General features: G+C 60.3%; 21 protein-coding genes. 10 read left to right on the top strand and 11 right to left on the bottom strand.

Features of this window, described 5'->3' with window-relative positions; all coding sequences use genetic code 11:
* The gene (locus FEE99_RS03765; RefSeq protein ID WP_041476571.1) at window positions 1–357 is read right to left on the bottom strand and encodes a hypothetical protein; all 357 of its coding nucleotides are present in this window, start codon (window positions 355–357) and stop codon (window positions 1–3) included.
* A 41-nt stretch (window positions 358–398) separates the two neighbouring features.
* On the opposite strand from FEE99_RS03765, the gene FEE99_RS03760 reads away from it, so the two are divergent.
* Window positions 399–1,364, top strand: coding sequence for a CobW family GTP-binding protein (locus FEE99_RS03760; protein ID WP_041476572.1), 966 nt, complete (start codon window positions 399–401; stop codon window positions 1,362–1,364).
* Window positions 1,365–1,370: 6 nt separating this feature from the next.
* Here FEE99_RS03760 and FEE99_RS03755 read toward each other — a convergent pair whose 3' ends face one another.
* Complete coding sequence (locus FEE99_RS03755) at window positions 1,371–1,784, bottom strand: DUF3301 domain-containing protein (protein WP_038861179.1); 414 nt, start codon at window positions 1,782–1,784, stop codon at window positions 1,371–1,373.
* A 117-nt stretch (window positions 1,785–1,901) separates the two neighbouring features.
* Between FEE99_RS03755 and pdxY the strand changes: the two genes are divergently transcribed.
* Complete coding sequence (pdxY, locus tag FEE99_RS03750; RefSeq protein WP_041476573.1) at window positions 1,902–2,774, top strand: pyridoxal kinase PdxY; 873 nt, start codon at window positions 1,902–1,904, stop codon at window positions 2,772–2,774.
* 105 nt (window positions 2,775–2,879) lie between these two features.
* Here pdxY and FEE99_RS03745 read toward each other — a convergent pair whose 3' ends face one another.
* Window positions 2,880–3,362 (bottom strand): acyl-CoA thioesterase, encoded by a 483-nt coding sequence (locus FEE99_RS03745; RefSeq protein WP_016772447.1) that lies wholly within the window; start codon window positions 3,360–3,362, stop codon window positions 2,880–2,882.
* Between the two features lie 278 nt (window positions 3,363–3,640).
* Here FEE99_RS03745 and FEE99_RS03740 point away from each other — a divergent pair, with 278 nt between their 5' ends.
* Entirely contained in the window at window positions 3,641–5,404 is a 1,764-nt protein-coding gene (locus tag FEE99_RS03740) for a cation:proton antiporter (RefSeq protein WP_041476574.1), read from the top strand.
* 21 nt (window positions 5,405–5,425) lie between these two features.
* Here FEE99_RS03740 and FEE99_RS03735 read toward each other — a convergent pair whose 3' ends face one another.
* From FEE99_RS03735 to uvrD, 3 genes are all read right to left on the bottom strand, one after another.
* The gene (locus FEE99_RS03735) at window positions 5,426–5,833 is read right to left on the bottom strand and encodes an SMI1/KNR4 family protein (protein ID WP_038359443.1); all 408 of its coding nucleotides are present in this window, start codon (window positions 5,831–5,833) and stop codon (window positions 5,426–5,428) included.
* Between the two features lie 135 nt (window positions 5,834–5,968).
* Window positions 5,969–6,844 carry a Tim44 domain-containing protein gene (locus FEE99_RS03730; RefSeq protein ID WP_016772449.1) on the bottom strand — a complete coding sequence of 292 codons (876 nt, stop codon included), beginning with the start codon at window positions 6,842–6,844 and terminating at the stop codon, window positions 5,969–5,971.
* A gap of 300 nt (window positions 6,845–7,144) precedes the next feature.
* Window positions 7,145–9,328 (bottom strand): DNA helicase II, encoded by a 2,184-nt coding sequence (uvrD, locus tag FEE99_RS03725; protein ID WP_041476575.1) that lies wholly within the window; start codon window positions 9,326–9,328, stop codon window positions 7,145–7,147.
* A 256-nt stretch (window positions 9,329–9,584) separates the two neighbouring features.
* Here uvrD and FEE99_RS03720 point away from each other — a divergent pair, with 256 nt between their 5' ends.
* The 3 genes from FEE99_RS03720 (at window position 9,585) to FEE99_RS03710 (ending at window position 13,889) form a co-directional block, all read left to right on the top strand.
* Window positions 9,585–12,458, top strand: coding sequence for a GGDEF domain-containing phosphodiesterase (locus FEE99_RS03720; protein ID WP_041476576.1), 2,874 nt, complete (start codon window positions 9,585–9,587; stop codon window positions 12,456–12,458).
* Window positions 12,459–12,585: 127 nt separating this feature from the next.
* Entirely contained in the window at window positions 12,586–13,452 is an 867-nt protein-coding gene (hexR, locus tag FEE99_RS03715; protein ID WP_007962240.1) for a transcriptional regulator HexR, read from the top strand.
* A gap of 233 nt (window positions 13,453–13,685) precedes the next feature.
* Window positions 13,686–13,889, top strand: a complete 204-nt coding sequence (locus FEE99_RS03710) for a PA3496 family putative envelope integrity protein (protein WP_081932351.1) — start codon at window positions 13,686–13,688, stop codon at window positions 13,887–13,889.
* Here the strand turns inward: FEE99_RS03710 and FEE99_RS03705 are convergent.
* Window positions 13,831–14,793, bottom strand: a complete 963-nt coding sequence (locus FEE99_RS03705) for a LysR family transcriptional regulator (protein WP_041476578.1) — start codon at window positions 14,791–14,793, stop codon at window positions 13,831–13,833. The two genes, FEE99_RS03710 and FEE99_RS03705, sit on opposite strands and share 59 nt — an antisense overlap.
* A gap of 190 nt (window positions 14,794–14,983) precedes the next feature.
* On the opposite strand from FEE99_RS03705, the gene FEE99_RS03700 reads away from it, so the two are divergent.
* Window positions 14,984–16,399 carry an acetyl-CoA carboxylase biotin carboxylase subunit gene (locus FEE99_RS03700; RefSeq protein ID WP_024014853.1) on the top strand — a complete coding sequence of 472 codons (1,416 nt, stop codon included), beginning with the start codon at window positions 14,984–14,986 and terminating at the stop codon, window positions 16,397–16,399.
* 101 nt (window positions 16,400–16,500) lie between these two features.
* Window positions 16,501–18,309 carry a sodium-extruding oxaloacetate decarboxylase subunit alpha gene (gene oadA, locus FEE99_RS03695; protein WP_041476579.1) on the top strand — a complete coding sequence of 603 codons (1,809 nt, stop codon included), beginning with the start codon at window positions 16,501–16,503 and terminating at the stop codon, window positions 18,307–18,309.
* A gap of 211 nt (window positions 18,310–18,520) precedes the next feature.
* Here the strand turns inward: oadA and FEE99_RS03690 are convergent, their stop codons facing one another.
* Window positions 18,521–20,740 (bottom strand): autotransporter outer membrane beta-barrel domain-containing protein, encoded by a 2,220-nt coding sequence (locus tag FEE99_RS03690; protein ID WP_041476580.1) that lies wholly within the window; start codon window positions 20,738–20,740, stop codon window positions 18,521–18,523.
* Window positions 20,643–20,867 carry a hypothetical protein gene (locus tag FEE99_RS03685; protein WP_167351289.1) on the bottom strand — a complete coding sequence of 75 codons (225 nt, stop codon included), beginning with the start codon at window positions 20,865–20,867 and terminating at the stop codon, window positions 20,643–20,645. Before FEE99_RS03685 ends, FEE99_RS03690 begins: the two co-directional genes overlap by 98 nt.
* Window positions 20,868–21,109: 242 nt before the next feature.
* Between FEE99_RS03685 and FEE99_RS03680 the strand changes: the two genes are divergently transcribed.
* Both FEE99_RS03680 and FEE99_RS03675 read left to right on the top strand, forming a co-directional pair.
* Complete coding sequence (locus FEE99_RS03680; RefSeq protein ID WP_041476581.1) at window positions 21,110–22,459, top strand: HipA domain-containing protein; 1,350 nt, start codon at window positions 21,110–21,112, stop codon at window positions 22,457–22,459.
* Window positions 22,456–22,734 (top strand): helix-turn-helix domain-containing protein, encoded by a 279-nt coding sequence (locus FEE99_RS03675; RefSeq protein ID WP_041476582.1) that lies wholly within the window; start codon window positions 22,456–22,458, stop codon window positions 22,732–22,734. Before FEE99_RS03680 ends, FEE99_RS03675 begins: the two co-directional genes overlap by 4 nt.
* Before the next feature lie 7 nt (window positions 22,735–22,741).
* On the opposite strand, the gene FEE99_RS03670 is transcribed toward FEE99_RS03675, so the two are convergent.
* The gene (locus FEE99_RS03670) at window positions 22,742–23,578 is read right to left on the bottom strand and encodes an amino acid ABC transporter permease (RefSeq protein ID WP_041476583.1); all 837 of its coding nucleotides are present in this window, start codon (window positions 23,576–23,578) and stop codon (window positions 22,742–22,744) included.
* Window positions 23,575–24,393, bottom strand: a complete 819-nt coding sequence (locus tag FEE99_RS03665) for an ABC transporter substrate-binding protein (protein ID WP_041476584.1) — start codon at window positions 24,391–24,393, stop codon at window positions 23,575–23,577. Before FEE99_RS03665 ends, FEE99_RS03670 begins: the two co-directional genes overlap by 4 nt.
* Window positions 24,394–24,491: the final 98 nt, after the last annotated feature.

Below are 24,491 nucleotides of genomic sequence, written 5' to 3'. Positions count from 1 at the left end.
TCAGGGCTTGCGCCAGACGCCCTGGCTCTGGCCTTCGCAATATGGCTTGAGATACGCCGTATCGGTGGCCACGCCGTAATAGTGGATATCCTGGCGATAGGGCATATTGGCGACTTGCGCGTTGCTGCACACGCCGAAAGCGCCGCTCGGGCACTGGTCGACGTATTGCACCTCGACCTTCTGCCCGGCCAGCGTCGGTTGGCAGAAGCCGTCATTGAACAATTTCTGCGGAATCGTCCGGTTCTGCTGACAGACTTTGACGTCGAGCCGTTCGCCCTGTGTGTGCACCACGCAGGCCTGGGCCCACGCTTCACTCGACAGCAGCGCCAACAGCAACGACCATCCCGACCAGCGCATCTTCGATCTCCTCAATAACTGTCCGCAGAAAAGTGCCCACCATGTTGCAGAACATTCCGACCCACGTCATCGCCGGCCCGTTGGGCGCCGGCAAGACCAGCCTGATTCGCCAGTTGCTGGCGCAACGGCCGGCGGACGAACGCTGGGCGGTGCTGATCAACGAGTTCGGCCAGATTGGTCTGGACGCCGCGCTGCTGACTCGCGACGACGATGGTATCGCACTGGGTGAGGTGGCCGGGGGCTGCCTGTGTTGCGTCAATGGCGCGCCATTCCAGATCGGCCTTGGCCGCCTGCTGCGCAAGGCCAGGCCGGATCGACTGTTTATCGAGCCATCCGGGCTGGGCCATCCGGCGCAATTGCTCAAGCAACTGAATGAGGCGCCGTGGCTGGGTGTGCTGGCGGTTCAGCCCTGTGTTCTGGTTTTGGACGCTCAGGCATTGCACGCAGGTAGAGCCTTGCCGGACGCTCAGCAGCAAGCGTTGGCCAGTGCGGGGTTGTTGCTGTTGAACAAGGCGGAAGATCTCGATGAAACAGCTCGAGACAGAATCGCCAGCCAGTTGCCGCCCGTCAGGCTGATCTGGACGCAGCAAGCGCAACTGCCTCTGAGCGAGCTTCCGGGGCTGGCAGTAAAGGCGAACGAAGGCGCAGGGCATCTGCCGCTGCCCACTGGATTGGCACAGCTGCCAGCGGTCTGGAGCAATCCGGCCGAACCGATTTGCCTGAGTCAGGCGCAGGAGGGTGGGTGGAGCATCGGTTGGCGCTGGCATCCGGGGCAGGTATTTGATCAAGCACGCATCGCCGATTGGCTGAGCGCGCTCGACTGGAACCGGGCGAAACTGGTTATCCACAGCACGGATGGCTGGGTTTCGGGCAATGCGCTGGAGCATGCCGAGCTGAGTTGGCAAGCCAGCGAATGGCGAAAAGACTCAAGAATCGAGCTGATCTTCGCTGAACCGCAGAACATCGAACAGCTGCAAGCCGGTTTGGCTGAATGCCGGATTCAGTGAGTCAGTTCAAGGTTTCCACTTGGTATGTTCCTGGCGCCACTGGCTCAGCTCGATGACTTCTGCGCGAGGCTTGTGGACTTCGACCACCGGCGGCGTGTCGTCGAACGGCGCCGGGTAGGGTGCCAGTTCAATCTGCGCACTGTGCGCGCCGAACTGGGTGACGGTGCCGTTGTGGCGGCTTTCGCCAGTCACGGTGAACTCGAAGTTGTAGACCCGCGCCAGTCGTCGGCGACCGTTGGCATCCCTGATCAGCCCGATCTTTTTCAGCGCGACGTTACCGTCCAGCAGCTCGACGCCGACATTGGTGCAATGCTGTTTGACCCGCTCCAGCGCGCGCTCGCGCAAGCCGTGGTTGTGCCATAGCCAGGCACCAGCGGCGGCGAACAGCATCAGCACGAAGATGTTTTCCAGGGTCAGCATCGACATCGAACTCCAAAAGATGGCGTCAGCTTAACTGTCTCGCCGGTCTGTCGTACAGGCTGTGTTTCGTCGCATACTGCGCGGCTTGAATTTCAATCGTTTTACGGAATGACCCGAATGAAACGTACGCCTCATCTGCTCGCCATCCAGTCCCACGTGGTGTTTGGTCACGCCGGCAACAGCGCTGCGGTTTTTCCGATGCAGCGGGTCGGGGTCAACGTCTGGCCGCTCAACACCGTGCAGTTTTCCAACCACACCCAGTATGGTCAGTGGGCCGGTGAAGTGCTGGCACCGCAGCAGATTCCCGAGCTGATCGAAGGCATCGCCGCAATTGGCGAGTTGGGCAATTGCGACGCGGTGCTGTCCGGCTACCTCGGCAGCGCCGCGCAGGGCCGGGCGATTCTCAGCGGTGTGGCGCGGATCAAAGCGGTCAATCCGAAGATGCTGTACCTGTGTGATCCGGTGATGGGCCATCCGGAGAAGGGTTGCAGCGTGCCCACCGAGGTCAGCGATTTCCTCCTCGATGAAGCTGCGGCCGTGGCGGACATCATGTGCCCGAACCAGTTGGAGCTGGACAGTTTTTCCGGGCGCAAGCCGCAGTCGCTGTTCGATTGTCTGGCGATGGCACGGGCGCTGCTGGCGCGCGGGCCGAAAGCGGTACTGGTCAAGCATCTGGATTATCCGGGCAAACCGGCGGATGGCTTCGAAATGTTGTTGGTGACGGCTGAGGGCAGTTGGCATTTGCGCCGTCCCTTGCTGGCGTTTCCGCGTCAGCCGGTGGGGGTGGGCGATCTGACATCCGGCCTGTTCCTGGCGCGGGTACTGCTGGGCGACACGCTGTTGGCGGCATTCGAATTCACCGCAGCGGCAGTGCATGAGGTGTTGCTGGAAACCCAGGCGTGCGCCAGTTATGAGCTGCAACTGGTGCGGGCGCAGGATCGCATTGCGCATCCGCGGGTGAAGTTCGAGGCGACCGCGATCAGTCTGTAATCTCGTCGTTGTTCAAAAAAGATCGCAGCCTTCGGCAGCTCCTACATGGGTTTGAATTCCAAAATGTAGGAGCTGCCGAAGGCTGCGATCTTTTGCTTTTTGGTCTCAGGCGTCGCCCTTGATCTCCTGATAACGCTTCTCCAGCTCCTGACGAATCTGCCGGCGCTGCTGCGCCTGCATGAAGCGGCGTTTGTCTTCGCTGTTCTGCGGTTGCAGCGGCGGCACGGCGGCCGGTTTGCGCTGATCATCCACCGCGACCATGGTGAAGAAGCAGCTGTTGGTGTGGCGCACCGAGCGTTCGCGGATGTTTTCGGTGACCACTTTAATGCCAACTTCCATCGACGTGTTGCCGGTGTAGTTGACCGAGGCCAGGAACGTCACCAGTTCGCCGACATGAATCGGCTCGCGGAAAATCACCTGATCCACCGACAGGGTCACCACGTAGCGCCCGGCATAACGGCTGGCGCAGGCGTAAGCCACTTCGTCGAGGTATTTGAGCAGGGTGCCGCCGTGGACATTGCCAGAGAAGTTGGCCATGTCGGGGGTCATCAGTACCGTCATCGACAGCTGAGCGTTTCCGGGTTCCATAACGTTCTCACGGATCAAGGCTGATAGCAGGAAGGGCCTCTGCGGGCACCTGGTGGCTTTTCAAAAAGCACCGTTATCGGGACGCCGCGCGGCGGGCCGCCGTCACGCCGGTAGCGATCTGTTTCCATATATTGCACCGGCTTCCAGAGCGAAGTCGCGGTGTTAACCTGCAAAAGCCCTGCCCAAGGGCAATTCCTACATTAAAAGCGGATTTTTACCCTGCTCGCGCAGAACGTCTGACGTCTGTCCGCGCGCCTCGTCATCAAGGAGCCCACGCCATGCATGCCATCAGTTTTATTCAGGATCTGGCAGTGATCATGCTGGTCGCGGGCGTGGTAACCGTACTGTTTCATCGTTTCAAACAACCGGTGGTGCTCGGCTACATCGTCGCCGGCTTCATCATCGGCCCGCATACGCCGCCGTTCGGCCTGATTCACGACGAAGAAACCATCAAGACCCTGGCCGAACTCGGGGTGATCTTCCTGATGTTCTGCCTCGGCCTGGAGTTCAGCCTGCGCAAGTTGTTCAAGGTTGGGGCAACGGCGTTCATTGCCGCGTTTCTCGAAATCATCCTGATGATCTGGATCGGCTACGAAATCGGCCGCTGGTTCGACTGGAACACCATGGATTCGTTGTTCCTCGGCGCGATTCTGGCGATCTCCTCAACCACCATCATCGTCAAAGCGCTGAATGACCTGAAGATGAAGAACGAGCGCTTTGCGCAGTTGATCTTCGGTGTGCTCATTGTCGAGGACATCCTTGGCATTGGCATCATTGCGTTGCTGTCGAGCATCGCCGTCAGCGGCACGGTGAGCTCGGGGGAAGTGTTTTCCACGGTCGGCAAGCTGTCGCTGTTCATGATCGTCGCGCTGGTCATCGGCATTCTGTTGGTGCCGCGTCTGCTGGCTTATGTGGCGAAATTCGAAAGCAACGAGATGCTGCTGATCACCGTGCTCGGCCTGTGTTTCGGCTTCTGCCTGCTGGTGGTCAAGCTCGAATACAGCATGGTGCTTGGCGCTTTCCTGATCGGCGCGATCATGGCCGAGTCCCGGCAATTGCTGAAAATCGAACGGCTGGTCGAGCCGGTTCGCGACTTGTTCAGTGCGATCTTTTTTGTCGCCATCGGCTTGATGCTCGACCCGCTGATTCTCATCGAATACGCCTGGCCGATCGCGGTGATCACCGTGGCCGTGGTGCTGGGCAAGATGTTGTCCTGCGGCCTCGGTGCGTTTATCGCCGGCAACGACGGACGGACTTCGCTGCGGGTCGGCATGGGTCTGTCACAGATCGGCGAATTTTCCTTCATCATCGCCGCGCTGGGTATGACCTTGCAGGTGACCAGCAACTTCCTCTACCCGGTCGCTGTAGCCGTGTCGGTGATCACCACACTGCTGACACCGTATCTGATCCGCGCGGCGGATCCGTTGTCGATCAAGCTCTCGGCAGTCGTGCCCAAGCGTCTCGGGCGGGTGCTGGGCATGTATGGCGAATGGTTGCGCAGCATCCAGCCGCAAGGTGAGGGCGCGCTACTGGCGTCGATGATCCGACGGATCCTGTTGCAGGTCGGGGTCAATCTGGCGCTGGTGATTGCGATCTTCTTTGCCGGCGCATACTTCGCCGAGCGCATCTCGTTGTGGCTGCAGGACTGGATCAGCGATCCGAGCTGGCAGAAGGCACTGATCTGGGGCGGTGCGTTGCTGGTCTCGCTACCGTTCCTGATTGCGGCTTATCGCAAGCTCAAGGCGCTGTCGATGCTGCTGGCGGAAATGGGCGTCAAGCCGGAGATGGCCGGGCGTCACACGCAGCGAGTTCGCCGGGTGATCGCCGAAGTGATCCCGATTCTCTCGCTGCTGGTGATTTTCCTGCTGTTGGCAGCCTTGTCGGCCAGTATCCTGCCGACCAACAAGCTGCTGGTGCTGATCGCTGTCGTGGCGGCCGCCGTTGCGGCGCTGCTCTGGCGCTGGTTCATCCGCGTGCATACGCGCATGCAGGTGGCCTTGCTGGAAACCCTCGACAACCACAAGGAGTCGTCGGGGCATTGACCACCCGGGGCGTTTGGCGGATCAGCTTTCCAGCCAGACGTCCCGCGCCCAGTGCCACACCGATTCCCAGGTTTCTTCAGCAATCAGTTCTTCTTCGGCCTGCCACAGCACCACGGTGCCGTCTTCTTCGACACAGTAGTAGTCATCGCCGTCCTGACAGATCGGGATCAAGCTGCGATCAACACCCACGTCCCATGCATTGGCCGCCACGTCCGGCAGATAGGTGTGCGATTGCGGGTCAGTGACGGTCACCGGCTCGAGGCTGCCATAGACCACATCGCTGACGGTGAGCAAAAATTCTTTGAAGACGAACGGAATGTCGATGAACAGTTGTTCTTCGATTTCCACCAGCAGGTCTTCGTCAGGCAATTCCAAAGGAACCGGTACGGGTTCGTTGGCTTCGCGCAGTTGTTCGATGATTTCTTCCACGTCCGGGATCCTCTTGCTGAATGGCGCGGTTTATATGGGCCGGTTTATACAGTAGCTCGCCATAGATGCAACCGTGAAATGAAAAACCCCGGCCGAGGCCGGGGTTCTGTTACCGCAAGTGAAGCGCAGCAGGGATCAGCCGTTCTGGCGGATACCGGCGACCAGCCAAGGCTGGTTGTCGCCCTGCGGACGTTCCATGTTCCAGCTTTCGCTGAAGACTTCGCCCTGGTCGAAACGCGAGGTTTTCGACACGCCGGTGAAGGTCAGGGTGGCGATGGTCTTGTCGGCACGATCGTCGACGCCGTCCAGCTGCACCTGCAGGTTGTCGATGTAGGTCGACTGGAAGCCATCGCCCAGATCCGCACGCTCACGCTTGAGGAACTCAAGCATTTGCGGGGTCACGAACTCGGCGATCTTGTCCATTTCGTTGGCATCCCAGTGCTGCTGCAGCGACTGGAAGTGGCTGCGCGCGGCTTCAAGGAAGCGCTCTTCGTTGAACCAGGCCGGTGCGTTGATCACCGGACGGGCGGCAGCCGGAGCAGCCGAACCACCAAAGATCGAACCCATGGCGGCAGGCTTCTGCTCGAACACTTCACGCTGCATCGGCGCGCCGGCCGGAGCGAATTGCTCCTGCTGCTTGCGACGACGGGCGGCGATGAAGCGGAAGATCACGAACGCGATCAGGGCCATGATCAGGATGTCGAAGATCTGCATGCCCTGGAAGCCGTCGCCCATGAACATCGACGCGAGCAGGCCACCGGCGGCGATGCCCGCCAATGGGCCGAGCCAGCGCGACGCACCGCCGGCCTTGGCCGCGGCGCCAGCAGCACCGGCAGCGCCAGCGGTCGCTGCTGCGCCGCCCACGCCTGGAGAAGAAGGAGCCATCTGGCTGGTCTGGTGCGTCGGCGCAGCGCCGGCGCTTTTGCCACCACCAAAGCGCTTGGCGTTGGCGTCGAGGCTCATCGTCAGGCCGATGCACAACGCCATGGCGATGCTAAGAAAACGTTTCATAAAGGGTATTCCCGTTTTGTGGAGACACGCGCGCCATGTTGCACAGCTGAAGTGTTACTGGCTAGCGAGAGAGTGTTTCGGGCTTTTGCCTGACAGGTTGCGTTCAGCTTGGCGAGGCAATCAGCCGATGTACTTTTGTCTGTAGGAAAAGGCGATAGGTTCAGAGGGATTGATGCACTTGCGTCGCATAACCTGTGGGAGCGAGCCTGCTCGCGAAGGTGTCGTGTCAGGCAAATGATTGCTTGATGACACAGCGCTTTCGCGAGCAGGCTCGCTCCCACATGGGTTCAGTGCCGGTGATTAGATCGCTTCCAGCTTGGCATAGCCGAGCATCAGCCACTTGCTGCCTTCGCTGAAGTTCACCTGCACCCGGGCCTGGGCGCCGGAACCTTCGAAGTTGAGGATCACCCCTTCGCCGAAGATCGAGTGACGTACGGCCTGACCGAGCACAAAACCGGTTTCCGGAATCTCGCTGCCGCTGAACAGGCTGCTGCCGCTCATCGACTGGTTGCCGCCGAACGGTCGGCTGACGCTGTTGGACAGGCGCACTTCCTGGATCAGGCCTTTGGGCACCTCGCGGACGAAACGCGACACCTTGTTGTAGGTTTCGCTGCCGTACAGGCGCCGGGTTTCGGCGTAGGTCATGACCAGATTCTGCATGGCCCGGGTGATACCGACGTAAGCCAGACGCCGTTCTTCCTCGAGACGCCCCGGTTCTTCCAGGCTCATCTTGTGCGGGAACAGGCCTTCTTCCATGCCAACGAGGAACACGTAAGGGAATTCCAGACCTTTGGCGCTGTGCAGGGTCATCAGTTGCACACTGTCTTCGTGCTCGTCGGCCTGAGTATCGCCGGCCTCCAGCGATGCGTGGCCGAGGAATGCCGCCAGGGGCGTGAGTTCTTCGTCCTCTTCGGTGTTCTCGAAGTTACGTGCGGCGCTGACCAGTTCCTCAAGGTTTTCTACCCGGGCCTGGCCTTTCTCACCTTTTTCCGCTTCGTGATAAGCGATCAGGCCGGATTGTTCGATGACGGTTTGCGTCATCAGGTGCAGCGGCATCTCGGCGCACTTGGCGGCGAGGTTCTCGATCAGTTCGATAAATGCACCGAGCGCGCTCGCTGCACGGCCGGTAAGGCCTTTGTTGGCCACCAGCTGGCGCATCGCTTCCCACATCGACACGTCGCTGTGCCGCGCATGCTCGCGGATCGCTTCGACGGTTTTCTCGCCGATGCCCCGCGCGGGTACGTTGATCACTCGCTCCAGCGCCGCGTCGTTGCCACGACCTTCGAGCAAGCGCAGGTAGGCCATGGCGTTCTTGATTTCCGCGCGTTCGAAGAAGCGCTGACCGCCATAGATGCGGTACGGGATGCGCTCGCGCAGCAGGGCTTCTTCAAGCACCCGCGATTGGGCGTTGGAGCGGTACAGAATGGCGATATCGCTACGGGCCAGACCGGTTTTCAGCGCGCTTTCGATGGTTTCCACCACGTAACGCGCTTCATCGTGCTCGTTGAACGCGGCGTACAGATTGATCGCTTCGCCGTCGCCACCGTCGGTCCACAGCTCTTTACCGAGACGCCCGGTGTTGTTGGCGATCAAAGCGTTGGCGGCTTTGAGGATGCCGGCGGTGGAGCGGTAATTCTGTTCCAGACGAATCGTCTCGGAGTCCGGGAAGTCGGAAGAGTACTGATGGATGTTCTCGATCTTCGCCCCGCGCCAGCCGTAAATCGACTGGTCGTCGTCGCCGACCACCATCAGGCTGTCGCCGCCCTTGCCGAGCAGGCGCAACCAGGCGTACTGCACGGCGTTGGTGTCCTGGAATTCGTCGACCAGAATATGCCGGAAGCGCTTTTGGTAATGCGCCAGCAGGCCCGGGTGATCGCGCCACAGATCGAGCGCACGCAGCAGCAGTTCGGAGAAGTCGATCACGCCAGCCCGCAGGCACGCTGCCTCGTAGGCTTCGTAGATGCCGCGCATGGTAGCGAGGAACAGGTCGCCGCTGGCCTGAATGTGTTGCGGCCGCAGACCTTCGTCTTTCTGGCCGTTGATGAACCACTGCGCCTGACGCGCCGGCCAGCGTTGCTCGTCCAGACCGAGCTCGCGGATCACCCGCTTGACCAGCCGTTGCTGGTCATCGCTGTCGAGAATCTGGAAGGTCTGGCTCAGGCCCGCTTCCTGCCAGTGCGCCCGCAGCAAGCGGTGCGCGAGGCCGTGGAAGGTGCCGACCCACATGCCGGCCGGGTTGATGCCCAGCAACTGCTCGATGCGATGGCGCATCTCCGCAGCGGCCTTGTTGGTGAAGGTCACCGACAGGATGGAGTGAGGCGAGGCGTTTTCGACCTGGATCAACCAGGCGATACGGTGCACCAGCACTCGGGTTTTACCGGAACCGGCGCCGGCCAGGACCAACTGACGGCCAACGGGGGCTGCTACGGCCTGGCGTTGGGCATCGTTGAGGGAGTTCAGCAGAAGGGAGAGATCATCGCGCATCGGGGCATTCTAGGGTGCGCCGCAGGCCCGGGCAAACCGCGCGTTGCATTAGCCGATGAAAGTGCTGCCGATGACGACCGGTCGGTCACTGGCTGCAGGCTTCGGCCCGTCTCGCCTGAGGGGTTGCAGCGGTGCGCAAGCGGCGGAAAATTTCCCCGCAATTGTGATCGGCAGCAGTTTGGCATCGGGATCGGCTTGTGTATGCTCCGTCCACGTTTCGGGCGCACGCCCTCCTATAAGAACAAGAACGTTGCCCATGATCCTCAGCGCCGAACTGTCGGGGCCCTCCGTGGACCCCCGGGTGATCCGCAAGCACTATGCCGTCGAAATGGCGGTAGAGCGCACGCGTCTGCTGTATCAGGGCTCGTTGTTGCCCACGCTGTTCATGTTGATCAATGGTCTGGTCTGCGCCGCTTTGCTCTGGAGCCCGCAGCGCTACTTCGTGGTCAGCGTCTGGCTGGTGTGGCTGCTGTCGCTGGTCGCGCTGCGGGTGATTCAGGTGGCCGCGTTCGATTCGGCGATTCCCGATCGTCAGGCCCAGCCAATCTGGTTCCGCATGTTCCTGCTCGGTTCGACCATGACCGGCCTGACCCTGGCCGGAGCCGGCATCGCTCTGGTGCCCGCTGACAACTTCATGCAGCAAGCCTGGGTATTCGGTCTGATCGGCGCGGCAACGCTGTCGGCCAGTGTCGCCTACGCGGTGAGCCTGCCGGCGTTCCTCTCGTTTACCTTACCTTGCCTGCTGCCAGCGATCGGCTACCTGTTCTGGGGCGGCGACGATCAGGCGCGGGGCTGGGGCTGGCTGGGGCTGATCCTGCTCGGTTCGCTGAGCGTGGTGGCGTGGCAGGTCAATCGGCTGATCGACCGTGGATTGCTGCGGCGCTTCCAGAATCAGCACTTGATCGAGCATTTGCAGCAAGCACAAACGCGCAGCGAACAACTCAATCAGGAGCTGGGCAAAGAGATCGAGCAGCGCCGCTGTGCCGAGGCGCAATTGCGTGAAGCGCAGGTCGATCTGGAAGATCGCGTGGCCCAGCGCAGCCGCGAACTGGATGCCGCCAATCAGGCCCTGAGCAAAAGCGAAGCGCGCCTGGCGCTTGCGCTCAAGGCCAGTGAGCTCGGATTGTGGGACTGGAACCTGCAGACCGACGAGGTCCATCACACGCAGATTCAGGAACTGTTCGGCCTCGCTCCGGAGTACGTCACGGCGCTGCTGCGCGACCTCAAGCCACGACTGCACCCCGAAGACGTGCCGTCACTCAAGTTCGCCCTGGTCGAGCATTTGAAGGGGCGCACCGAGGATTATCAGGTTGAGTATCGCCTGCGCCACGGCGACGGCCACTGGGTGTGGATCGAGGACCGTGGCCGCGCCGTAGAGCGCAGCGCCAGCGGCCGGGTGATCCGCATGGTCGGCACTCGCCGCGATATCAGCGCCAGCAAAAGCCTTGAAGAGCAGCAGCGGCTGGCGGCCACGGTGTTCGAAGCGGCCAGCGAGGGCATCGTGATTCTCGACCCGAACTACGCGCTGATTGCGATCAACCAGGCGTTCAGCCGGGTCACCGGTTACGAGATCGACGACATGCTCGGGCGCAACGTCGTCGAGTTGCCCTGCAGCCGCGATGCCCATCGCCACTATGTGGCGATCCGTCATGCGCTGGATCAGCACGGCAGTTGGCAGGGCGAACTGGTGGAGACGCGCAAGAACGGCGAGCTGTATCCGCAGTGGTTGCAGCTCAACGCGGTGCGCGACAGCCGGGGCAATGTCAGCCATATTGTCGGCTTCTTCGCCGATCTCTCGGCACGGCGTGCGTCGGAAGAACGCCTGCGTTATCTGACCCATTACGATGAGCTCACCGGCCTGGCCAACCGTTCGCTGTTCCGCGAACGTCTGCACGAAGCCCATCAGCGCGTGCGGCAGGGCGGGCGCCGCAGTCTGGCGTTGCTGCACATCAATCTCGATCGCTTCAAATTGCTCAATGACAGCCTCGGCCATGAAGTCGCCGATCAGCTCCTGCAGAAGATGGCCCGGCGGCTGGTCAATGCCTTGCCGGAAGCCGACACCATTGCGCGCCTGTCCGGTGACGAATTTGCCGTGCTGTTCGATGCCTACGGCAATCTGTCGAGCCTGGCACGGGTAGCGACGCGGTTGTCGGCCAAGCTGCGTTTGCCGCTGAGCGTCGACGGGCATGAACTGGTGGTCAGCGCTTCGATGGGCATCAGCCTGCTGCCGGACAACGCGCGGGAGATTTCCGCGCTGGTCAGCCAGTCGAACATGGCCATGCAGCATGCCAAACATCTGGGCGGCAACAATTTCCAGTTCTTCACCGACAGCCTGCAAGCCAGCACACTCGAACGCTTGCAGCTGGAAAACCACTTGCGCCGAGCCATTGAAGAACAGCAACTGACAGTGTTCTACCAACCGAAACTGTGCCTGCAAACCGGCCGGATGAATGCCGCTGAAGCGCTGGTGCGCTGGGATCATCCGAGCATGGGCCAGGTGCCGCCGGCAGATTTCATTGGCCTGGCCGAAGAGACCGGTCTGATCGGGCCGATCGGCGAATTCGTTTTGCGTCAGGCGTGCTGGCAAGCCTGCGAATGGCAACGCCAGGGCCTGGCGCCGATCCGCGTGTCGGTGAACCTGTCGGTGCATCAGCTGCGTCAGGGCAAACTGGTCAGTCTGGTCCGGCAAGTGCTGGAAGAAACCGGGCTGGCGCCGCACTACCTCGAGCTGGAGCTGACCGAGAGCCATTTGCTCGACAGCGTCGAACACATCATTGCGACCTTCCAGCAACTGCGCGATCTGGGGGTGAAACTGGCGATCGATGATTTCGGTACCGGGTATTCGTCGTTGAGTTACCTCAAGCGCATTCCGGTGGATTACGTGAAGATCGATCAGGCGTTCATTCGCGGCTTGAGCGAGGGCAGTGCGGACGCGGCGATCACTCGCGCGATTATCGCCATGGCCCACGGACTGGCCCTGAAAGTCGTGGCCGAAGGCGTCGAGCGGCAGGATCAGCTGGAATTTCTGCGCATGGAACGCTGCGACGAAGTGCAAGGTTATCTGATCAGCCGGCCGGTGGACGCTGCCCGTCTGGCCGGGCTTTTGCGTGATCAGGCAAATCCGCAGTAAGGGCTACATGCACCGCAGCGTGTCTGATGCCGGGACATCGAGTTACGCATTGAGCAGGCAAAATGCCCATTCATGTAGTATAACTACAAGCTTGCTACATCCTTGCCCACAAGAAGAGTCCAGCCCCTTGAATCTGCTGCAACACATTGCCCAGTCACGTCACCTGTTACGCAAGTCGGAGCTCAAGGTCGCCGACCACGTGCTGCTTGACCCTGCGGCGGTGATGCACAGTTCCATGGCCGACCTGGCTCACAGCGTGGGTATCAGCGAGCCGACCATCGTGCGCTTCTGCCGCGCCATCGGTTGTTCCGGCTTTCAGGATCTCAAGCTGAAACTGGCGCAAAGCCTGGCCGCCGGCGCCAGCTTCGGCCAGTTCGCGATCCACGAAGATGACTCCGTCGCCGACTACAGCCTGAAGATTTTCGACACCACGCTGCACACCTTGATGGAAGTGCGCGAGAAGCTCGATCCAGTGGAGCTGCAGCGCGCGGTGACGCTGATGTCCCAGGCGCAGCGTGTCGAATTCTACGGCTTCGGTGCCTCGGGCGCGGTGGCGGCGGATGCGCAGCACAAGTTCTTCCGTTTGCTGCTGACCGCGGCGGCGTACTCCGACCCGCACATGCAGGCCATGTCAGCCGTTACCTTGAAACCGACCGATGTGGCGATCTGTATTTCCCAGTCGGGGCGCTCCAAGGATCTGCTGATCACCGCTAACCTCGTTCGCGAGAGCGGGGCATCGCTGATCACCCTGTGCCCGAGCCAGACGCCGTTGGCCGAACTGTCGACCGTCAATCTGGCGATCGATGTGCATGAAGACACCGAGATCTACACGCCGCTGACCTCGCGAATCGCCCACCTGGTGGTGATCGACGTGCTGGCAATGGGCGTGGCCATGGCGCGCGGGCCGAGCCTGGTCAATCATCTCAAGAGCGTCAAGCGCAGCTTGCGCAGTTTGCGTTTGTCTCCAAAAGCCGTGAAAGCCCTGGATGACTGAGCAAGGTCGTTCCGACCTTGTTCGCGAGCAGGCTCGCTCCCACAGGGGGGCTTCTGAGAACATAAATTCTGGGTCATAACGGGATCAAATGTGGGAGCGAGCCTGCTCGCGAAAGCGTCCTCAACAACAGCACATCCCTGTGCACATTTCATCACATTGTCATCCCCGCGCAGCCAAACCGTCATCCCCCACGCCTATCGTGAAACTCCCGTACTCGCCCTGGGAGACTCGAAATGGCTCAGCCCTACGAAGAACGCAACAGCGCCGCGAAAACCCGTCGTCAGCAGGAAGATCAGCGCCGCATGGAATTTCGCCGCGCAATCGAGGATCGCTTCGAACTTCGCCAGCTTCAGGCCGAGATCGGCGATTTTCCCGAGATCACGCATTGGCAGGCAACGCCCGCAGCTTCCCGTCGAAACGCTCAACCAACGCAATAATCTGCGCCCGCTCGCTGCGGATGAACGCCAGGAAGGCGTGCGCCACCGGTGACAGCCGTTTGGCTTTGGCTTGCACCAGGCACCAGCTGCGCATCAGCGGCAACTCTTCGACCGGCAGCTCGACCAGGCCGCCGGTCGCCAGCTCCAGGTTCAGGGCGTGGCGCGTCAACAGCGCCAGGCCCAGGCCCGCCACCACGCATTCACGCTGAGCTTCGGCGGACGCCACCTCCTGGGTCTGAGTGAAGTGCACGCGCTTTTCCTTGAAGTATTCCTCGCAGGCCAGACGCGTACCCGAGCCCGGCTCGCGGATCAGCAGCGTGTAAGGCTCCAGATCCTGCAAGCGCAACGGGCCCATGTGTGCCAGCGGGTGATCCGGGCGCGCCACGGCGACAATCGGATTATTGAGAAACGGCAGGAATTCCAGGCCCATGTCCTGCGGCACCATCGACATGATCACCAGATCATCGCGATTGTCCGAGAGGCGGCGGATGACCTGGCCACGGTTGACCACGGTCAGCTGCAAATTGACTTCCGGATGCTGGCGCTTGAACGCGGCGAACAGATGCGGCACGAAATATTTGGCGCTCGATTCCACCGCCAGTTTCAGCTGACCCTGCAGTGAACCCTGCATGTCCGACAGTTGCATGTCGAGGTTTTCCAGGCGCCCGAAAATGTCGCGGCTGGCGCGCTGAAGCGCTTCCGCCGCCTCGGTCATGTAGAGTTTTTTGCCGACATAGTCGAACAGCGGCTGGCCAATCAGCTCTTCCAGCTGACGAATCTGTAGGCTCACGGCCGGTTGTGTGAGGGACATTTCCTCGGCGGCGCGACTGTACGAGCGTAAATCACACACCTCATTGAAGATCTGCAATTGACGCAATGTCATACGCATCAATGACTTACGCATAGTTTTCAGGCTCGGTCAGCGGTCAGGTAAATCAACTATAAGTGTTTGCTTATGCCTGACCCAATTTTTATTCATTTTTGTTAATCCCTCAGCAGCGCTAGTGTGGACCTGCGACTGAATTGAAACATTTGGTCACGCGTCGACCTGGGTCTAGCAGGTCGTGGTGCCACCGGCTCAAGGGAACCTCCAAGTGATAAAAAAGATCCTGATCGCCAACCGTGGTGAGATTGCCGTACGCATCGTACGAGCCTGCGCCGAAATGGGCATTCGCTCGGTTGCGATTTTCTCCGACGCCGATCGCCATGCCTTGCATGTGAAGCGTGCGGACGAGGCCCACAGCGTGGGTGCCGAGCCACTGGCCGGCTATCTGAACCCGCGCAAGCTGGTGAACCTGGCGGTGGAAACCGGCTGCGATGCGCTGCACCCCGGCTACGGCTTCCTTTCGGAAAACGCCGAGCTGGCGGAAATCTGCGCTGAGCGCGGTATCAAATTCATCGGCCCGTCGGCGGAAGTCATCCGGCGCATGGGCGACAAGACCGAAGCGCGCCGCAGCATGATCAAGGCCGGCGTACCGGTGACGCCCGGTACCGAGGGCAACGTCTCCGGCATCGAAGAAGCCTTGGTCGAAGGCGACCGCATCGGTTACCCGGTAATGCTCAAGGCCACCTCCGGTGGTGGCGGTCGCGGTATCCGTCGCTGCAACAGCCGCGAAGAACTCGAACAGAACTTCCCCCGGGTCATCTCCGAAGCCACCAAGGCGTTCGGTTCGGCGGAAGTGTTCCTGGAAAAATGCATCGTCAATCCCAAGCACATTGAAGCGCAGATCCTTGGCGACAGCTTCGGCAACGTTGTGCATCTGTTCGAGCGTGACTGCTCGATCCAGCGCCGCAACCAGAAGCTGATCGAGATCGCGCCGAGCCCGCAGCTGACCCCGGAACAGCGCGCCTACATCGGCGACCTGTCGGTACGTGCAGCCAAGGCTGTGGGCTACGAGAACGCCGGCACCGTGGAGTTTCTGCTCGCCGAGGGCGAGGTGTACTTCATGGAAATGAACACGCGGGTGCAGGTGGAACACACCATCACCGAAGAAATCACCGGCATCGACATCGTCCGCGAACAGATTCGCATCGCTTCCGGCCTGCCGCTATCGGTGAAGCAGGAAGACATTCAGCACCGTGGCTTTGCATTGCAGTTCCGTATCAACGCCGAGGATCCGAAGAACAACTTCCTGCCGAGTTTCGGCAAGATCACCCGTTACTACGCCCCCGGCGGCCCGGGCGTGCGCACCGACACGGCGATCTACACCGGCTACACCATTCCACCGTTCTACGACTCGATGTGCCTGAAACTGGTGGTCTGGGCGTTGACCTGGGAAGAGGCGATGGACCGTGGTCTGCGGGCGCTGGACGACATGCGTCTGCAGGGCGTGAAGACCACCGCCGCCTACTACCAGGAAATCCTGCGCAACCCGGAATTCCGTAGCGGCCAGTTCAACACCAGCTTCGTTGAAAGCCACCCGGAACTGACCAACTACTCGATCAAGCGCAAACCCGAAGAGCTGGCCCTGGCCATCGCCGCCGCCATCGCCGCCCACGCAGGCCTATGAATGAAGCAGCTGCGAGCTTTCAGCTGCAAGCGGCAAGTAAAAGCAGATTGGCTTTTTCTTGCAGCTCGTAGCTTGAAGCTTGCCGCTATGAGGAGATACCAATGACTAAGAAGATCTTCGTTACCGACACCATCCTGCGCGACGCTCACCAATCGCTGCTCGCCACCCGCATGCGCACCGAAGACATGCTGCCGATCTGCGACAAGCTCGACAAGGTCGGCTACTGGTCGCTGGAATGCTGGGGCGGCGCGACGTTCGACGCCTGCGTGCGCTTTCTCAAGGAAGACCCGTGGGAGCGCCTGCGCCAACTGCGTGCGGCGCTGCCCAACACCCGCCTGCAAATGCTCCTGCGCGGGCAGAATCTGCTCGGCTATCGCCATTACAGCGACGACGTGGTCAAAGCCTTCGTCGCCAAGGCAGCGGTGAACGGCATCGACGTGTTCCGCATCTTCGATGCGATGAACGATGTGCGTAACCTGCGCGTTGCCATTGAAGCAGTGAAAGCTGCCGGCAAACATGCGCAAGGCACCATCGCCTACACCACCAGCCCGGTGCACACCATCGACGCTTTCGTCACCCAGGCCAAGCAAATGGAATCCATGGGCTGCGACTCGGTAGCGATCAAGGACATGGCCGGTCTGCTGACCCCGTATGCCACTGGTGAACTGGTGCGCGCGTTGAAAGCCGAGCAGTCGTTGCCGGTGTTCATCCACTCCCACGACACCGCCGGCCTGGCCGCCATGTGCCAGCTCAAGGCGATCGAAAACGGCGCCGATCACATCGACACCGCGATCTCCAGCTTCGCCTCGGGCACCAGCCATCCGGGCACCGAATCAATGGTTGCCGCGCTCAAGGGCACCGAGTACGACACCGGCCTGAATCTGGAGCTGCTCCAGGAAATCGGCCTGTACTTCTATGCCGTGCGCAAGAAGTACCACCAGTTCGAAAGCGAATTCACCGCCGTCGATACCCGTGTGCAGGTCAACCAAGTGCCGGGCGGGATGATCTCCAACCTCGCCAACCAGTTGAAAGAGCAGGGCGCTCTGAATCGCATGGGCGAAGTGCTCGCAGAAATCCCGCGCGTACGTGAAGACCTCGGCTTCCCGCCGCTGGTGACCCCGACTTCGCAGATCGTCGGCACCCAGGCGTTCTTTAACGTACTGGCCGGCGAGCGTTACAAGACCATCACCAACGAAGTGAAGCTGTATCTGCAGGGCGGCTACGGCAAGGCACCGGGCGTGGTCAATGAAAAGCTGCGGCGTCAGGCGATCGGCAGCGAAGACGTCATCGACGTGCGCCCGGCCGATCTGCTCAAACCGGAAATGACCAAGCTGCGTGCCGATATCGGCGCACTGGCCAAATCCGAAGAAGACGTACTGACCTTCGCCATGTTCCCGGACATCGGCCGCAAGTTCCTTGAAGAACGCGCCGCCGGCACTCTTACGCCGGAAGTGCTTTTGCCGATCCCGGAAGCGGGCGCCGTTGCCTCGGCGAGCGGCGAAGGTGTGCCGACCGAGTTTGTCATCGATGTGCACGGCGAAACCTACCGCGTCGACATCACTGGTGTCGGCGTCAAGGCCGAGGGCAAGCGCCACTTCTATCTGTCCATCGACGGCATGCCGGAAGAAGTGGTGTTCGAACCGCTCAACGAATTTGTCGGTGGTGGCAGCAGCAAACGCAAACAGGCCTCGGCACCGGGCCATGTCAGCACCACCATGCCGGGCAACATCGTCGATGTGCTGGTCAAGGAGGGCGACACCGTCAAGGCGGGCCAGGCGGTATTGATTACCGAAGCGATGAAGATGGAAACCGAAGTCCAGGCTGCCATTGCCGGCAAGGTCACCGCGATTCACGTGGCCAAGGGCGACCGGGTCAACCCGGGCGAAATCCTCATCGAGATCGAAGGCTGAGATAACAGTCGCGATCCAATGCTTTAAACCTCGGGGGGGCATGTGCTCCCCTTTTTTTTGCCTGTGATTTTCCGACCTTGTCAGGTCATTGTCAGGGACCGCATGTGGGAGCGAGCCTGCTCGCGAATGCGCCAGGTCAGCCAATAGCATCTTTGTATGATTCACCGCTTTCGCGAGCAGGCTCGCTCCCACAGGAGGCGTGCTTAATCCATCAGAACGCCATGCGCCATTGACCCGCCACGCCATACGATCGGCTGTCATTACCCAGCTCACCCGTTAAGCCCACGCCCAGTGTGTGCGCCGCCGAAAGGCCAAGATCGAGCCCCGCATCCACCGCGAGGCTGTTCCGATCCAGTGCCGCCCCGGTCACTTCAAAGCGCTTGCCGCCCTTGCGCAGTTGCTGGCGGGTGTCACTGTCGATGTCACCGTAGTTATGTTTCCAGCCTGCGCTCAATCGCGGGGTCAAATGCATGCCGTTATCCAGCGTATTGACCTGCGCAACCCGCAGACCGAAGGTGCTGCTGAAGTTGTCGCGGGTCTGGCCGTAGACTTTCAACGCCGCGTCGCCGCCCTTTTCGTTGTAGCTGTCGCGCTGATAGCGCTGATAGCCGAGGTTGGCGTAGGGCTCGAGGGTCACGTTGTTGCGGCCCAGGTTGAACCCGGCCTCGGCAAATGCTTGCTGAGTATTGGCGTCGTAATTGCCCTTGAGACGATCGCTGAAACCCTTGAACGCGACCCGCCGTGTGCTGCTGCCGTCATGGCTGGCGTAAGTCGCGCCGAGACGCAGCGACAGCGGGCCGTCCTGACGCACGGCATAGGCGCCGAGATGCCAGCTGTCGAGGTCGCCATCGTACTGGCGGGCATCGAGTTTCGTCTGCGATTTGCCGCCAAGCAGGCCGACATGCCAGTGCTCATCGAGTCGCCAGTCAGCGCCCACGACCAGCCCTTGCGTGGCATGTTGGAGGATGCCGTCAGCGTCGCGGTCAACCTTGCCGCCGTGGCCCAGCGCCTGAACCCACACCCGCCCGGAGCCTTCGCTGCCTGCGGCCTGACGAGGTGAACTGCGCGAGCCGTAGGTCGAGGCGGAATGATTGTCCAGCTGCCGCATCGCCGAAAGCATGCTCGCACTGACAGGTGTGACACTGCTCAGCGTGGCTTTGGCGAGATTGGCATTGCTGCCTGCGGCAAGTTGATCGAGGGCGATGGGCGCGGTGGTTTTATCGCTGGTCAGCAGTGCGGCTACTGCAGCGTTAGCAGGTTTTGTAAGTTGAGGCACGGGCTGGGCGGCGGCTTCGCTGGTTTGCGCAGTCAAGATTTCGTTTGGTATTGATGAAATCGCTGGCGCGGAGTCTTCAATCAGGGCTGCAACCGAGGTCAGGACTGGCACTGGAACTGGAACTGGCACTGCGATGACCGCTGCCGTAGGAGTTGAAGCGGGCATTGGCGAAGTGGGTGTTGAGGTCGGTGCAGTTGTAGCAATTAATGCTTCCTGCCCGGTAATACTGCCTGCAAGTGCAGCTGCGTTTTCCGTAGGCGCGAGGCTTTCAAGTGCTACATCATTGCGAGCGTAAGTCAGCCCAACCGATTTCTTGTTGTATTGAGCCGTGGCCGTCATATACGCCAGATCGTTCTCGATCCGGCCAAACTCGCCTTTCACCTCACGGGCTTCGATGATTTTGTATTGGCTGCTCTGCGGATATTCACCCGCCGCGACGACTTTCAGGGTGGCGCCGTCAAGCTGAGCTGTGCCATCGACCTTGATCGTCTGACCACCAGCGGGAGTGACCTCGTAAGCCAATTCGGCGCCAGGCGCCAAGTGCAAATTACCCTTCACTCGTGGTGCGCCAAGCGCTGCATTGACGGTGAGCAGCCCACCCACCTCAAGATTTCCCACCGTGCCTTTACCGGCGAAACTGCCGCCATTCTGGACATACACATCACCCTTGATGCTGCCGAGGTTGGTCAACGCTCCACCGCTGTCGACCAGAACACCTTCATGGAAATCGCCTTTGGAGCTCAATGTCCAGTCGCCTTGGGCGACGAATAACCCATTGAAGTTGCGCGTGTCGTTCAACGTGCCGCCATCCGCAGCATTCAGGAACAACACGTTATCGCCCTTGCCGCCATCCAGCCGGCCAGTGAAGCTTGCCCCGTCTGCAAGGGTGATCAAGTCGTTGACTTCAGTCCCTTTGAACACGGCTTCCGGTGTCGTAAAGGTAATCGGCACTGTGCTCGCGTCGTTGAGAAAACCCTGGAGCCGTTCCAAAGCCTGTTGCTTGGGGTTGGCTTCGGGCTGCTCCGTCGTTTCCATGCTTGGGGGCTGCTCGATTGCTTCAGTGGATTGCTCGGCGTTCGCCAGCGCTACGCAACCCATTGCCAATGAAATAGCCAGAGCCAGGTGTTTTGGTGCGAATAGGTGTTGAGTGGGCATCAGGTTCGATTTCCGTATCGAGAAAATCCAACTCTATTGCTGCCTGAAAAAAACCGATGTCGGCCGCTTCCCACATCCACGCAGGCGACATCGGATCGTTGTGTAGAAAATCCTCACTGGTGTTCACAAATCAGAGATTTTGCGCAGTGGTGGCTGTTCTTTTTCCTACGGCTTTCTCCCGTTGAAGAACCTTAACCAGCGGCACGTCAGACGCTTAACTGCATTAATTTGCGTTCAGACGGCCACATGGGAGTGCTAATCTGCATTTTGTTGCAGATATTTAAGCGCGTAAAAGTGCTCGTATGCACTATATTGCATGTTTGAAAGTTTTTCCTCGTTGAACCGCATTAAAATGCAAATGGAATCAACATGTATAAGCTGACACTCCAGATCTTCACCGCCGGGCAATGGCACGACGCGATGATTCTTGACTTCGATGATCCGGAAAAAGGCTTCGAAAGCCGCTGCAGTTTTGGCTATGAAGCGGACTATCTGGTGGAAAACATCGAGTTGATCGGTTCGCCTTTTTCCCAAGCCGTGAGTGCCCTGTATCCACTGGATTGGGAAGGTCGGCGCGCGAAGACGCCGGCCTTTGTCCACGACATCGCACCGGCAGGCGCAGCCAAGCGGTTTCTGCTCGCCCGCCTGGGCCAGGAAAGACCCGCCGAGATCAGCGCCGATCTGTTTCTGCTGGGTCGCAGTACACCGGCACCCATTGGCAACATGCGAATAAAGGAATCGGCGGAAGCAGTCGATGAGAGGAAGCCGATCGGATTCAAGCGCGAGGAGATCATTAGCCGCGACAACCGCTTTCTTGAATATGCCTACGAGCTGGGCGCGGCCATCGGTGGCGCGACGGGGGCAGGTGGGGAAGCTCCGAAGCTCTTACTGGCAGAGAACAGCGCCGGGCTTCTGTATCCCGATGCGGTATTGGACGATGAAGAAGTGCGACAGCACTGGTTCGTGAAATTCGCCAGAAACAGGGGCGGGCAGACCGACCAGGACATCCTGCGCAGCGAATTCCATTACTACAAAGCGCTGCAGACATTGGGCATCGAAACGGTCGCGGCAGAAGGCCTGGCCTTGGAAGAGGCGACCAAACCGAGTTTGTGGATGCGGCGTTTTGATCGACAAGTGAAAGATGGGGCGGTGTCGCGTTTCGCCGTCGAATCGATTTATTCGCTGGCTGAAGTGACGACGCCAGGCAGCGCCATGAATCATCTGGAAGTGATCCGCATGCTCGCCGGGCTCTGGCGCAAAGCGGGTCAGGCCAGCCAGATTCCCGGCCTCGTCGCCGATTATCTGCGTCGCGACCTGATCAATAAAATCCTCGGAAACTCCGATAACCACGGTCGTAACACGGCGATCATCCGGCAAGAGAACGCTTTCCAGCTCGCGCCGATTTATGACCTCGCCCCGATGGTCATGGATGACGAAGGCGTGACGCGTACGACCAAATGGCCAAAAGAGTTGGAGCGGGCGGGAGATGTCGATTGGCGAGGTGTCTGCCGCGTATTGGCCGATAGCGCAGATCCGCACGAATCTTTGACGGGGCTGGATGCCTCGGCGCTGTTCGAAGGCTTGCGCGCGGATGCCCGCCGTCTGGCCGCACTGCCGGATATTCTTGCGGCCAGCGGTTTGCCCGCCAGAACCATGAATCACCCGAGCGTTCATCTGAAAAACCTCGAGCAACGTTTGAAAGAGTGGGACCTGCAATGAGTCTGACCGTCCTCGAGCGCACGGCGCTCATCGAAAGCATTCAGCAATCACTGGCCGAAGGCACTCTGGAAATCGGTGACGCCGTGCGCCGTTTACGGGTCGAAGTCACCGGTCTGCATCAGACCCAGTTCGCGAAGATGTGCAAGATTTCAGTGCGCACGCTGGTGCATATCGAACATGGCGAAGGCAATCAGACCCTGAAGTCGCTGAACGCGGTGTTCCGCCCCTTCGGCATGAAAATGGGCGTAGTGCGGATTCGCCGGGACACCATTTGAATGCACCTTAACTACGGCGCACATACGCCTTGCCGTAATGCCGCTCCATCCGTGCCTGAATCAGCTCCAGCCCGATCGACATCAGCCAGTAGATGATCGCCGCCGTGGTGAGCATTTCGATGTAGCGATAGCTTGAGCGCCCGTAGGACTGAGCGAGAAACATGACTTCCCAGACACCCATCACCGAGATCAGCGACGAGTCCTTGAGCATCGAGATGAACTGGTTGGTGGTCGGCGGGATAATCGTGCGCATGGCCTGGGGCAGGGTGATGCGCCAGAAGATCACGCTTTCGCGCAGGCCCAGCGCCAGGGATGCTTCGCGTTGGCCGTGATCGACGCCGAGGATGCCGGCGCGGAAGATTTCGCTCAGGTAGGCGCCATAGTTCAGCGACAGGGCAATGATGCCGGCGACGATGGCGCCGGGGACGATGCCCAGTTGCGGCAGGCCGAGGTAGATCAGCAGGATCTGGATCAGCAATGGCGTGCCGCGAAAGAACGAGGTGTAGAAACTGGCGATGCCAAATGCCACGGCGCTGTTCGACAGGCGCGCCAGCGCGGTGATGAAACCGAGCAGCGACGAGGCGATGATCGAGCAGGCGCAGAGAAACAGCGTCAGCGCTGCGCCTTGCAGGAAGCCGTTTGGCGCCAGCTTCAGGCCAACGAGGTTGGGCAATTTGTCGAGGATGATCGCGAATTTCAGGTCGAAGCTCAGGAAGAATCCGGCAAACAGACAGAACAGCGCAGCCCACGTCAGGTACAGGCGCGTACGGAACCCGAAAAGCTTTTGCAGGCGGGTTTCAGCCACCGGTTGCGGTGGCTGTGGCGGGGTCGGAAAGGAAGTCATTGGCTGATATCGGCGCCGATCCATTTCTGCGACAGCTTGCTCAGGGTGCCGTCCTGTTTCAGTTGTGCGAACACCTCGCGCACCTTGGCGTCCCACTGCGGGTCACCCTTTTCGATGGCTACCGAATTGGGCTCCGCGTACAGCGGTTCGCCGGCCAGTTTGAAACGCTGGTCCTGGTTCAGGCGCGGCTGCGCGGTGACCAGATTGGTGAGGATCGCATCCAGGCGCACGCCGGCGCCCAGGCCCAGATCCTGGAAGGCGACGTTGTCGGTGTCGTACGGGGCGATCTGCACATCCTCGAACGGATACTGCAACTGCGTATCCTCGGCGCCTTCGATCACCAGATTTTTGTTCAGATAACTTTCGTAGCTGGAGGCGCTGGTCAGGCCGACCTTTTTGCCGCTCAGATCCTTGGCGCTGTGGATGCGATCGTCCTTGGCATTGACCACGATTACCGCTGGCGAGGCGTAGTACTCGACCGGAAAGTCGAACACTTCTGCGCGGGCCTTGCTCGGGGTCATCGAGCAGATGCAGATGTCGTAGCGCCCGCTCCAGCGGCCGGCGGCGATCACGTCCCAGGACGGCGTTTCAAGACGCAGTTTGACGCCAAGCTTGTCCGCCACCGCTTTGGCAACGTCGACATCGAAACCGTCGAGTTGATTCTGCTCATTGAGAAACGAGAAGGGTGGATAGCTTTCCATGAGCACGCCGACCAGTTCTTTTTTCTGCTCGACGCGGTCCAGCGTCGCGCCGCCGAAGGCTTGGGTGGAGGCCAGAATGGTCAGGCCCAGGGCCAATAGCGGTTGGAGTTTCACAGTCGCTTCCTGTTGAAAAAAGAGGTTGTTATTAACCGAGTGGTGCGTATTAAATAGTTATAAGAACGACTCTGATAGTGAGTTATTTTCATAAGCAT

The organism is Pseudomonas sp. ef1, assembly GCF_007293365.2.
GTDB classification, from domain to species: domain Bacteria; phylum Pseudomonadota; class Gammaproteobacteria; order Pseudomonadales; family Pseudomonadaceae; genus Aquipseudomonas; species Aquipseudomonas siliginis.
Note: the sequence above shows the minus strand (reverse complement) of the source record. Positions and strands in the feature narration are given on the sequence as shown.